Raw genomic sequence first — 12303 nt, 5'->3', positions numbered from 1 at the left:
TGCGTGGTTGACGAGTCCAGGGACCCGTCAACCACGCACGGGGCCGGCGGCCCGCAGGAGAAGCAGCACCGACGCCGCGAAGTCGTGCTCCCCGTCGCTTCCGGTGGCGAGTCTGCGCAGTTGCAGGCCGGCGATGGTCGCCACGACCGTGGGGGCGACGGACTCCGCATCGGGGACGCCGAGGGCGGTGAGAATCGTCACCGTCAATTCGTCGTACGCGGCGAAACATTCGGCGGCGGCCTGACGGAGTTCGTGATCGCGGCCCGCCTGGATGTACAGCTCGAACGGGGCGATCCGCTCCGCGGAGAACGCCAGATCCTTCGCGACCTTCTCGGTCAGTGCGGCGACGTCCTCGAAGCTCAGCCCCTTGTCGCGGTACCCCTCCGCCAGCTCCGACAGCCGCTGCGTCTCCTCCGTCACGAACCCCGACAGCGCGGCGCGCAGCAGGTCCGTCTGCGTGGGGAAGTGGTACGTGATGGAGCCGAGCGAGACCCCGGCCTGCGCCGCGATCCGCCGATTGGTCACGCCGGGAATGCCTTCCGTGCCGACGATGTGCAGCGCCGCCGCGAGGATGCGGTCACGGACGTCCGTCGAAGCCACGCTCACCACCACTTCCCGGGACGTTCCAGGTCCCACCGGAGCACCGACTCGAGCTGGGCCGCAACGGAAACCAGGAGCGGCTCCGCGTTGTCGTGCCCCATCAGCTGGGCGCCGATCGGCAGGTTTCCGGACGTGAACCCGGCCGGGACGTTCACGCTCGGCCAGCCCAGCACGTTCCACGGCCACGCGTACGGGCAGACCGCGGTGATCACCTTGTCCGTGGCCCACGAACCGATGCCGTCGATCTCCTCGACCCTCGGCGGGGGAGTGGCGGTGGTGGGGGCGAGGACGAGGTCGTACTCGTCGAAGATCGCACCGACGCGTCGCCGCATTCTCGGCTCGGCCGCCCGGGCGGACCGGAGCGGGGCCCCGCGCAACAGCCGCCCGGTCCGGGCGTTGCCCTTCGTGCGGGGGTCGACGAGGGACGGGTCGGGGACCTTCCGCATCCAGTCGTCGATGCCGACCATCGACCGGGGGAGGAAGCCGAGACCGAACATGATCCCGTAGTCGGGGTCGTCCACCACGACGCGGTGCCCGAGCCTGCGCAGTGCCTCGGCGATCCGCGCGACACCCCGGCGCACCTCGGGGTGCAGCGTGGTGGGGGTGGCGGTGAACGGGATCCGGAGGGACAGCGCGATGCGCAGCGGCCCGGGGTCGCGGCCGATGGCGTCGCTGACGGTGACCGGCGGCGGTGTGTGGATGTCGCCCTCATGAGGTCCCGCCGCGATATCGAGGAGCAGGGCCGCGTCGGCGACCGTCCGGGCCAGCGGTCCGTTGACGGTGAGACCGTAGAACGCCTCGGCGGCAGGCCAGGTGGAGATGCGGCCGCGTTGCGGCTTGATCCCGACGAGGTTGGTCCACGCGGCGGGGATGCGGATGGAACCGGCGCCGTCGGAACCGATCGCGGCGGACACGAGGCCGGCGGACACGGCCGCCGCAGCGCCCCCGGACGACCCGCCCGGGGTGTGGTCGCCGTTCCACGGATTGCGGGTGTGACCGAAGGCGGGTCCGCCGGTGAGCGGCCACTGCCCCAGTTCGGGACTGTTGGTCTTGCCGACGACGACGGCACCGGCCGCGCGCAGTCGCCGCACCATCTCGGAGTCCCGCGCCGCGGGCGGGAAGTCGCCCGGGCAGCCGAACGCGGTGGGCTCCCCGGCCACGTCGACGTCGTCCTTGACGGCGATCGGGACTCCGAGGAGCGGGAGGCGTTCACCGGCGGCGATCCGGCGGTCGGCCTCCGCGGCCTCGGCGAGGGCCTTGTTCCGGCGGACCACCTTGAACGCGTTGAGCGTCGGCTGGCTGGCATCGATGCGGTCGAGGGCGGCGCGGGTGGCCGCGACCGACGTGGTGTCGCCGGAGGCCAGGGCTTTCACCTGTTCGACGAGTCCCGGTGACCGGTCGCCTTCCTCTTCGCGCCGCTGTTCGCTGCCCAGTTGTCCCGTGCTCATCTCGCCCCTCCCCGTGACTGTTCGTTCGAACGAACAGTATCAGCGGAGGTGCCTGCGGACCACCTCCCCGATCACCCCGGCGGCCCCGCGGGCCGCGGACTCGGGCAGTCGGGCGTACCCGCAGACCAGTCCCCGGGGTCCGCTCGGCGTGGTGCGGTAGTCGGCGAGGCTCGGCACCGTCACCCCGTGGTCCTGCAGTTCCGCCGCGAGGGCGACGTCGTCGACCGAGCGCGGCAGTGTCAGGACGACATGGAGACCGGCCTCGATGCCGGCGACCCCGACGCCGTCCGTGCCGACCGCGGACAGCTGCTGCTGCAGTGCGGCGACGAACGCCGACCGGCGGGCCGCGTACGTGCGGGAGGCGCGGGCGAGGTGCCGCGACAACGCACCCGAGTCGATGAAATGCGCCAGCGCGAGGGCCGTGATCGCACAGCAGGCCTCGCCGGTCGTGTCCAGCGCCCGGACGATCCCCGGCCGCAGCGCCGCGGGGGCGATCACCCACGCCACCCGGACCGCGGGAGTGAGGATCTTCGACGCCGTGCCCAGGTAGGCCACGTAGTCGGACCCGCGGTCGATGCTGCGCAGGGCGGGCAACGCCGACACGTCGTAGCGGAACTCGCCGTCGTAGTCGTCCTCGATGATCAGCGTCCCGGACGCCGCGGCGTCGGCGACGAGCCGGGCCCTGCGGCCCACCGGCATCCGGGCGCCCATCGGATACTGGTGGGCCGGCGTGCAGTAGGCCGCCGCGTCCATGCCGCGCAGCAGTGCGGGATCGAGGCCGTCCTCGTCCACGGGCACGCAGCGTGTCCGCGCGCCCGCGGCCTCGAGGACCAGGCGGGCCCGGCTGTAGCCGGGCTCCTCGAACACCACGTCGCGGCCGCTCAGCCGGGCCGCGGCGACGAGAGTCCGAAGCGCGGAGCCCACTCCGGGAACGATCACGAGTTCGTCGGGCCGCGCCGAGATGCCCCGGGTGCGGCGCAGATGCCCCGCGAGGGCGCGCCGCAACTCCGGGTGCCCGTCGGGGCCGGGAACGTCGGACGTCACCGTGGCGGCCGCGGCCGACCGCCACGCCCGGCGCCAGTCGGTGGTCGAGATCAGGCCGGGGTCGGGGTGGCCCGGGGTGAGGTCCCACCGCGCCTCCGGTGTCGCGGCAGCGGCCTGCGACGCCCGCTCCGACGTGTGCGTGATCGCGTGCGGGGCGACGTGCGCGCGGGCCGCCACGTCGGCGCCCGGTGCGATCCGGGTGCCGGAACCGGCGCGGGCGTTCGCGTATCCGGACGAGCAGAGTTCGTCGTACGCGTCGACCACCGACGCCCGCGCGACCGTCAGGTGGCCGGCGAGGGCCCGCGTGGAGGGCAGCGGATCGCCGGGCCGCAGACGGCCGCCTCGGATCTCGTCGAGGATCGACTCCGCGATGCGGTGCCGAAGCGGTGCGTCGGTGTCGGGGAGCCGCAACGTCAGGTGCAGCTCGGGGCTGATCCGGGGCATGAACCCACAATACTGGTCTGCCGATATTTTCAATTGTGGATCTGGAGCCTGAACCACATGGGGGGTGAGGATGGTCTCGTGGACAAGATCAGGAGATACCCGGACCGTGCCCGAACCGAACGTGCGCAGCTCGACGCCGTCCTCGACGCCGCGCCGATGGGCACCCTCGCCACCGTCGTCGACGGCCTGCCCTGGGCCGTGCCGATGCTCTACGCCCGCGACGGCGACAGGATCCTGCTGCACGGTTCCACCGGGGCCGGCGCGCTGCGGCAGGTCGCGGCAGGCGCCCCCGCGGTGCTGTGCGTCGCGATGCTCGACGGAATCGTCGTCGCGGACACACTGTTCGACTCGTCCGCCAACTACCGTTCGGCGGTGGTGCGGGGCAACCTCGTCACCCTCGGCGAAGACGAATCCGCCGGCGCCCTCGACGCACTGTCGGACGTGCTGATCCCCGGTCGCAGCAGCGAGGTCCGGGGACACCGTCGCAAGGAACTCGCCGCGACGCTGGCCCTCGCCCTCCCGATCACGCCGGGGCAGTGGACCGTCAAGGTGCGGGACGCGCCGCCGGGCGAACCCGCCGAAGCGAGCAGTGCGTGGGCCGGGGTCGTCCCCGTGCGGTCGGTCGCCGGTGCGCCCGTCCCGGCGCCGTGGGTGGCGACCGGCACACCCGTGCCCGCGTCCGTGTCGCGGCTGACCCGGACCGCGTAAGGAAAGCGTCAAGAGCCCTGGACGTCCCGTAAGCGCTTCGTCAGCGAGGCCTCTGTCGCCCGGATCCGGCGTGATGCTGGCATGACACCCCGCAACCGTGGGGTGTCATGCCTGCGCTGAACCGCAGGATCAGTACGAAGAGGGATCCTCACATGGCCGACGTGGCCTACGTTGCGCTCGTCCTCGGCGGGTTCGCCTGTTGCGCGCTCGTTCTCCGTGCCCTGCAGACCGGACGCGTGAAATGACCGGCGCCGGAATACTCGCCGTCGTCCTCGTCGCGATCGCGGCGGCGCTCGTCGTGTATCTGCTGGTCGCGCTCATCGACCCGGAGCGGTTCTGATGACGCCCGCCCTCGCGGCCGGCCTGCAGATCGCGCTCGTGATCGCGGTACTCGCGGCGCTGTACGTGCCGGTGGGCGACTACATGGCCCGCGTCTACGAATCGCGCCGCCACCTGCGGGTCGAATCCGTGCTGTACCGCCTGTGCCGCATCAACCCCCACACGGAGCAGACCTGGTACGGCTACGCGGGCAGCGTTCTGGGCTTCTCGATGGCCGGCGTGCTCTTCCTGTATGTCCTGCAACGCATTCAGGGTGTGCTGCCGCTGTCCGGCGACCTGACCGGGGTCAGCCCCGCGGTCGCGTTCAACACGGCCGTGTCGTTCGTCACCAACACCAACTGGCAGTCCTACGCCCCCGAGACCACGATGAGCAACCTGACCCAGCCGGTCGGACTCGCCGTGCAGAACTTCGTGTCCGCGGCGGTCGGCATGGCCGTCGCGGTCGCGCTGATCCGCGGGTTCGTCCGCGTGGCCCGCGGCGGTGAGATCGGCAACTTCTGGGTGGACCTCACCCGCGGCAGTCTGCGGATTCTGCTGCCGTTCTCCTTCGTCATCGCGTTGATTCTGTTGAGCCAGGGCGTGATCCAGTCATTCCACACGGGATTCGAATCCACCGGCCTGGACGGCAATGCCGTCACCAACGCCCTGGCGCCCGTCGCCTCGCAGGAGGCGATCAAGGAACTCGGCACCAACGGCGGCGGCATCCTCGCCGCCAACTCGGCACACCCGTTCGAAAACCCCACCCCGGTCAGCAACATCGTCGAGATCCTCGCGATCCTGCTGATCCCGGTGTCCCTCACCCGCACGTTCGGCACCATGGTCGGCGATCCTCACGACCGAGCGAGCGAGGTGTCCGGGCACCGCCAGGGCCTGACCCTGCTCGCTGTGATGGGCATCCTGTGGGGTTCACTGCTCGCCGTCACCCTTGCCGCCGAATCGGGACGACGCGGCGTCGCGGCCTCCGCGGCAGGCGCGATGATGGAAGGCAAGGAAGTCCGCTTCGGCATTCCGGGCACCGCACTGTTCGCCGTGAGTACCACGGGAACGTCCACGGGCGCGGTGAATTCCGCCCACGACAGCCTGTCGCCGCTCGGTGGCGCAGCCGTGTTGCTGAACATGCTGCTCGGGGAGATCGCGCCCGGCGGTGTGGGCACCGGGCTCTACGGCATTCTCGTCCTCGCCCTCATCGCCGTCTTCGTCGGTGGACTCCTCGTCGGCCGCACACCCGAGTACGTGGGCAAAAAACTACGGCAACGGGAGATCACCCTCGCCGCGCTGTCGGTGCTGGTGATGCCCGCGCTGGTCCTGATCGGAACGGGCATCACCGTGATCCTGTCCTCGACCACCGGTTACCAGGGCAACAGCGGCGACCCCGGCAGTCCCGGATCGATCCACGGATTCTCGGAGGTGCTGTACGCGTTCGCGTCGGCGTCGAACAACAACGGCAGCGCGTTCGGCGGGCTGACGGTCACGAGCGACTGGTTCCAGACCGCGCTCGGCGTGTGCATGCTGTTCGGCCGGTTCCTGCCGATCATCTTCGTCCTCGCGCTCGCCGGATCCCTGGCGTCGCAGAAGAAGACGGCCCCGGGCGCCGGAACCCTGCCGACGGCGGGCCCGATGTTCACGGGGCTGCTCACCGGCACCGTCGTGCTCGTGGCGGCGTTGACATTCTTCCCGGCCCTCGCGCTGGGACCGATCGCGGAGGCCCTGCAGTGAGTGTGAACGTGACCAGTCGTCCGGCGACCGAGCCGACGACGCCGCCCGAGGGCGGCCACGCCCCGGCGCCCGTCAAGGCCGGGATCTTCAGTCCCGCCCAGCTGGTGACGGCGTTGCCGGGCGCGCTGCGCAAACTCGACCCCCGGCACCTCGCCCGCAACCCGGTGATGTTCGTGGTGTTCGTCGGTTCCGTCGTCACCACCGTCATGGCCATCGCCGACCCGTCGGTGTTCTCCTGGGCGGTCACCGCGTGGCTGTGGTTCACCGTGCTGTTCGCGAACCTCGCCGAGTCGGTCGCGGAGGGGCGGGGCAAGGCGCAGGCGGCGAGCCTGCGGAAGGTGAAGCAGGACACGGTCGCCCACAGGATCACGGCGAGCGGCGCTCTGGAATCGGTGCCGGGCACCGACCTCGTCGTCGGCGACCGCGTGGTCGTCGTCGACGGTGAGGTGATCCCGGGCGACGGCGACGTCGTCGAGGGCATCGCCACCGTGGACGAATCGGCGATCACCGGCGAGTCCGCGCCCGTCGTCCGCGAATCCGGCGGTGACCGGTGCGCCGTCACCGGCGGCACGACCGTGCTGTCCGACCGGATCGTCGTCCGCGTCACCGCGGCCCCCGGGCAGTCGTTCGTGGACCGGATGATCGCCCTCGTGGAGGGGGCGGCGCGGCAGAAGACGCCGAATGAGATCGCGCTGAACATCCTGCTGGCGTCGCTGACGATCGTCTTCCTGCTGACCGTCGTCGCGATCGGCCCGATGGGTCTGTACGCGGGGCAGGAACAGGACCCGATCAAACTGATCGCGCTGCTGGTGTGTCTGATCCCCACCACGATCGGCGCCCTGCTGTCGGCCATCGGGATCGCCGGGATGGACCGGCTGGTGCAGCGGAACGTCCTGGCGATGTCGGGGCGGGCGGTGGAGGCCGCCGGCGATATCGACACCCTGCTGATGGACAAGACCGGCACCATCACGTTCGGCAACCGGCAGGCCACCGCCCTGCATCCCGCACCGGGAGTGTCCGCGAGCGAGCTGGCAACGGCGGCACGGCTGTCCAGCCTCGCGGACGGCACTCCCGAGGGGCGCAGCATCGTGGACCTGTGCGCCCGGGACTTCGGGTTGGACCCCGCGCCGTCCGAGGCCGAGAGGGCAGCGGAGTTCGTGCCGTTCACCGCGCAGACCCGGATGAGCGGGCTCGACATCGACGGCACCCGCATCCGCAAGGGCGCCGGCGACGCGGTGCTGAACTGGGTGCATTCGCTCGGCGGACACACCTCGCCCGCGGTCACCGGCGCGGTGAACGAGATCGCGCAGGCCGGCGGAACACCCCTCGTGGTGGCCTCGATCCACGCGGATGCGCCGACGGTGCTGGGCGTGATCGCGCTGTCGGACGTGGTGAAGCCGGGCATCGCCGAGCGGTTCGCGGAACTGCGGGCGATGGGAATCCGCACGGTGATGATCACCGGCGACAATCCGCTCACCGCCAAGGCCATCGCGGCCGAGGCCGGTGTCGACGACTTCATGGCGGAGGCGACACCCGAGGACAAACTCGCGCTGATCCGCAAGGAACAGGAGGGCGGCCGGCTGGTCGCGATGACCGGTGACGGCACCAATGACGCCCCGGCCCTGGCCCAGGCGGACGTCGGGGTGGCGATGAACACCGGCACGTCCGCGGCGAAGGAAGCCGGGAACATGGTGGATCTCGATTCCGATCCCACCAAGCTCATCGAGGTGGTGGAGATCGGCAAGCAGCTGCTCATCACCCGAGGTGCGCTGACCACGTTTTCGCTCGCCAACGACCTGGCCAAGTACTTCGCCATCCTCCCCGCGCTGTTCAGCGTCATCTATCCGCAGCTGGACACGCTGAACATCATGCGTCTGGCCACCCCGGAATCGGCGATCCTCTCGGCGGTGATCTTCAACGCCGTCGTGATCGTGGCGCTGATCCCGTTGTCGCTGAAAGGTGTTCGCTATCGGCCGTCGTCGGCGTCGACACTGCTGGGCCGCAACCTGCTGATCTACGGCCTCGGCGGCGTGATCACACCGTTCGCCGGTATCTGGCTCATCGACCTCGTCGTCCGTCTCATTCCCGGAATTGGGTGACTTCGCATGCGTTTTCTCATCGGACTGCTCCGGCAGACCTGGGCCGGACTCCTCGTCCTGCTCGCACTCACCGCCGTTCTCGGCGTGCTCTATCCCGCCGCGGTGTGGGGGGTGAGCCGGATCGGCGCCGGCGCGGCGGAGGGTTCGCCGGTCCGCGACACCACCGGGTGCGTCGTCGGGAGCCGGTGGGTCGGTGTCGACCCGCAGGTGCCGGCAGGGGACCCGGACCCGTTCTTCCACAACCGGGTCACCGGGTCGGTCGCCGCACAGGATCCGTTCGCACCGGGCGACCCCGCCACCGCCTTGCCCACCAATCAGGGACCGAGCAGCGAGATCCTGGCGGCGTTCGTCACCCAGCGCCGGAACGCGATCGCCGCCCGCGAGGGGGTGCAACCCGAGTCCGTGCCGGCGGACGCGGTCACCGGATCGGGTTCCGGCATCGATCCGCACATCAGCCCCGCGTACGCCGCGTTGCAGGTGCCGAGGGTCGCACAGATGAACGGCCTCAGCGAGAGCCGCGTCCAGCAGTTGGTCGACGAGAACACCGAGGGACGGCAACTCGGGTTCCTCGGGGAGCAGCGGGTGAACGTTCTCGAGCTGAATCTCGCCCTCGGCCTGACCGTTCCTCGGTGCACCGCCCCGACAGCTGGTGGATGATGGCGAGGTGAGTGGTACCGGACCCGAAGGCGAACGCCGGCGCGGCGAACTGCGCATCTATCTCGGCGCCGCACCGGGTGTCGGCAAGACGTTCGCGATGCTCGGCGAGGCGCACCGCCGCCGCGAACGGGGGTGCGACGTCGTCGCGGCCGTGGTGGAAACCCACGGCCGCGACCGCACGGCGGCGCAACTCGGTGACCTCGAACTGATTCCGCCGAAGGTCATCGCCTACCGCGGCACGCTCGGCCGCGAGCTGGACGTCGAGGCGGTGCTGGCCCGCAGGCCGGCGCTGGTGCTCGTGGACGAACTCGCGCACACGAACACGCCGGGCAGTGTCCACGAGAAACGCTGGCAGGACGTGGAGATTCTGCTCGGCGCGGGTATCGACGTCCTCTCGACGCTCAACGTCCAGCATCTCGAAAGCCTCAACGACGTGGTCCAGCGGATCACCGGGGTGGTGCAGCAGGAGACTGTCCCCGACGAGGTGGTGCGCGCCGCCACCCAGGTGGAGCTGGTGGACATCACCCCGGAAGCGCTGCGCCGCAGGCTGTCCCACGGCAACATCTACGCCGCGGAAAAGGTCGACGCCGCACTGAGCAACTACTTCCGGAAAGGAAACCTCACCGCGCTGCGCGAACTGGCCTTGCTGTGGGTTGCCGATCAGGTCGACGCCGCACTCGCGAAATATCGTGCGGAGAACAAGATCACCGACACGTGGGAGGCCCGGGAACGGGTGGTGGTCGCGGTGACGGGCGGACCGGAATCGGAGACACTCGTCCGGCGGGCAGGGCGGATCGCGTCGAGGTCCAGCGCCGAGCTGATCGTCGTGCACGTGGTGCGCGGCGACGGCCTCGCCGGCGTGTCGGCCCCGGAGATGGGCAAGGTGCGGACGCTCGCCGCGAGTATCGGGGCGAGCCTGCACAGCGTCGTCGGCGACGACGTCCCGACCACACTCCTCGACTTCGCCCGGACTGCGAACGCCACCCAGCTGGTGCTGGGCACGTCGAGACGCTCACGGTGGGCGCGGATCTTCGACGAGGGAATCGGTGCGAGCGTGCTGCACCAGTCGGGGTCGATCGACGTGCACATGGTCACCCACGGCGAATCCCACCGGCTGAGGCGGTTGTCGCCGGTGGGATCGCGGTCCCGCACGATGATCGCCTGGATCGCCGCGGTCCTCGTGCCGTCGGTGGCGACCGTGGTGATGAGCGCCGTCGACCGCTGGCTCGGGCTGGTCGGCGAGGGCGCTCTGTTCTTCATCGTGGTGCTGCTCGTCTCGCTGCTCGGCGGTGTCGCCCCCGCAGCGTTCTCCGCGCTGATCTCGGGTCTGTTCCTCAACTACTTCTTCACGCCGCCGGTGCGGAGCTTCACCATCGCCGAACCGGACAACTTCATCACCACGGTCGTGCTGCTCGTGGTCGCCGTCGCCGTCGCGGTCCTGGTCGACGCGGCCGCCAAGCGTTCACGGGAGGCCAGGCGGGCGTCGCAGGAGGCCGAGTTGCTGGCGCTGTTCGCCGGATCGGTGCTGCGGGGGGCCGATCTCGGCACGCTGCTCGAGAAGGTGCGCGAGACGTACGGTCAGGAGTCCGTGAGCGTCCTGCACCGGGACCGCGGTCTCGTCGGGTCGGTCGGGCCGCATCCACCGGCGAGCGTCGACGACGCCGACACGGTCTGCGAGGTGGGGGAAGGGGAGTACGCGCTCGCCCTCCGCGGCAGCGAGCTGCACGCCCGGGATCGCCGCGTGCTGCTCGCCGTCGCGAATCAGGCCGTGGGCATGATCCGCCAGACGGAACTCGCGCAGGAGGCGGGGCAGGCGCAGGCGCTGGCCGAGGCCGACCGGCTGCGGCGGTCGCTGCTGTCCGCCGTCAGCCACGACCTCCGGACGCCGCTCGCCGCGGTCAAGGCCGCTGCGTCCAGCCTGCGCAGCGACGACGTCGACTTCTCCCCGGAGGACACCGCCGAACTGCTGGCGACCATCGAGGAATCGGCTGACGTCCTGACTTCTCTCGTCGGCAACCTGCTCGACTCGTCCCGGCTCGCGGCGGGAGTGGTGACCCCGACGCTGCGGCCCGTGTACCTCGACGAGGTGGTGCACCGGGCGCTGGTGGGGCTGGGAATCGGCGGCCGGACCGGGACACGGGCCCGCGAACGGGTCGAGGTCGACGTCGGAACGGTCGCGGCGATGGCGGATTCGGGCCTGCTCGAGCGGGTGCTCGCGAATCTGATCGACAACGCGCTCCGCTACGGTGAGGACTCCGTGATCCGGGTCGGTGCCGCGGCGGTGGGAGACCGTGCCGTCGTCACCGTCGCCGACACGGGCCCGGGAGTTCCGCGGGGCCGGGCGGAGGAGATGTTCGCCCCGTTCCAGCGGCTGGGGGACCGCGACACGACCACGGGAGTCGGGCTCGGGCTCTCCGTCGTCCGCGGATTCGTCGACGCGATGGGCGGCACCATCAGCGCCACCGACACCCCCGGTGGTGGTCTGACGATGGTGGTGGAACTGGCCGGGGCGGGAGGGGAGCACCCATGACGAGAATCCTCGTCGTCGACGACGAACCGCAGATTCTCCGCGCCCTGCGAATCAATCTCAGTGTGCGCGGATACGACGTGGTGACGGCCGCATCCGGGGCCGCCGCACTGCGCGCCGCGGCCGAGCGACCGCCCGACGTGATCGTGCTCGACCTCGGGTTGCCCGACATGGACGGCACGGAGGTGCTCGCGGGCCTGCGCGGGTGGTGCCCGGCGCCGGTGATCGTGCTGTCGGCGCGCACCGATTCCGCGGACAAGGTGGAAGCTCTCGACGCGGGCGCCGACGACTACGTCACCAAGCCGTTCGGGATGGACGAGTTCCTGGCCCGGGTGCGGGCCGCGGCCCGCCGCGCGACGACGGCCGTCGACACGAGCGAGCCTGTGGTGGAGACGGATTCGTTCACGGTCGACCTGGCTGCGAAGACGGTGCGGCGGGCGGGCGCCGAGGTGCACCTGACGCCGACGGAGTGGGGGATGCTCGAGATGCTCGTGCGCAACAAGGGCAAGCTGGTGGGCCAGAAGGAACTGCTGCGGGAGGTGTGGGGTCCGGCGTACGCCACCGAGACCCATTACCTGCGGGTGTATCTGGCGCAGTTGCGGCGCAAGCTCGAGGACGACCCGTCGCACCCGCGTCACCTCATCACCGAGGCCGGAATGGGGTACCGGTTCCAGGTGTGACCGTGATCCCGCTCACGACCGATGATTCGGGCCCGGTCCGG

The 12303-nt window shown here is 70.7% G+C and carries 10 protein-coding genes; 7 read left to right on the top strand and 3 right to left on the bottom strand.

All coding sequences use genetic code 11. From position 1 onward, the window contains the following. Nucleotides 1–27: 27 nt before the first annotated feature. The 3 genes from JWS14_RS06410 to pdxR are packed head-to-tail and all read right to left on the bottom strand — an operon-like array spanning nt 28 to nt 3536. Nucleotides 28–600, bottom strand: a complete 573-nt coding sequence (locus JWS14_RS06410; protein WP_072946636.1) for a TetR/AcrR family transcriptional regulator — start codon at nt 598–600, stop codon at nt 28–30. Nucleotides 601–602: 2 nt separating this feature from the next. Further along, nucleotides 603–2048, bottom strand: a complete 1446-nt coding sequence (locus JWS14_RS06405) for an amidase (protein WP_206012706.1) — start codon at nt 2046–2048, stop codon at nt 603–605. Between the two features lie 39 nt (nt 2049–2087). Further along, nucleotides 2088–3536: a MocR-like pyridoxine biosynthesis transcription factor PdxR gene (pdxR, locus tag JWS14_RS06400; RefSeq protein ID WP_206012705.1), complete on the bottom strand. Its 1449-nt coding sequence runs from the start codon at nt 3534–3536 to the stop codon at nt 2088–2090. A gap of 78 nt (nt 3537–3614) precedes the next feature. Here pdxR and JWS14_RS06395 point away from each other — a divergent pair, with 78 nt between their 5' ends. From JWS14_RS06395 to JWS14_RS06365, 7 genes are all read left to right on the top strand, one after another. Beyond that, nucleotides 3615–4244 (top strand): pyridoxamine 5'-phosphate oxidase family protein, encoded by a 630-nt coding sequence (locus JWS14_RS06395; RefSeq protein ID WP_095865193.1) that lies wholly within the window; start codon nt 3615–3617, stop codon nt 4242–4244. Between the two features lie 241 nt (nt 4245–4485). Beyond that, nucleotides 4486–4584, top strand: coding sequence for a K(+)-transporting ATPase subunit F (gene kdpF, locus JWS14_RS06390; RefSeq protein ID WP_095865194.1), 99 nt, complete (start codon nt 4486–4488; stop codon nt 4582–4584). Next, on the top strand, nt 4584–6299 hold the full coding sequence (kdpA, locus tag JWS14_RS06385) for a potassium-transporting ATPase subunit KdpA (RefSeq protein ID WP_206012704.1): 1716 nt from the start codon (nt 4584–4586) through the stop codon (nt 6297–6299). The genes kdpF and kdpA overlap by 1 nt, the downstream gene beginning before the upstream one ends. After that, the gene (kdpB, locus tag JWS14_RS06380; RefSeq protein ID WP_206012703.1) at nt 6296–8398 is read left to right on the top strand and encodes a potassium-transporting ATPase subunit KdpB; all 2103 of its coding nucleotides are present in this window, start codon (nt 6296–6298) and stop codon (nt 8396–8398) included. Before kdpA ends, kdpB begins: the two co-directional genes overlap by 4 nt. 6 nt (nt 8399–8404) lie before the next feature. Beyond that, nucleotides 8405–9055 carry a potassium-transporting ATPase subunit C gene (locus JWS14_RS06375; protein WP_206012702.1) on the top strand — a complete coding sequence of 217 codons (651 nt, stop codon included), beginning with the start codon at nt 8405–8407 and terminating at the stop codon, nt 9053–9055. A 7-nt stretch (nt 9056–9062) separates the two neighbouring features. Beyond that, the gene (locus JWS14_RS06370) at nt 9063–11585 is read left to right on the top strand and encodes a sensor histidine kinase (RefSeq protein ID WP_206012701.1); all 2523 of its coding nucleotides are present in this window, start codon (nt 9063–9065) and stop codon (nt 11583–11585) included. Continuing rightward, nucleotides 11582–12262 (top strand): response regulator, encoded by a 681-nt coding sequence (locus JWS14_RS06365; RefSeq protein WP_072946644.1) that lies wholly within the window; start codon nt 11582–11584, stop codon nt 12260–12262. Before JWS14_RS06370 ends, JWS14_RS06365 begins: the two co-directional genes overlap by 4 nt. Nucleotides 12263–12303 lie beyond the last annotated feature (41 nt).

It is taken from the genome of Rhodococcus koreensis, from assembly GCF_017068375.1.
Taxonomy (GTDB): Bacteria; Actinomycetota; Actinomycetes; order Mycobacteriales; family Mycobacteriaceae; genus Rhodococcus_F; species Rhodococcus_F koreensis.
This window is presented reverse-complemented; position numbering and strand designations above follow the sequence as displayed.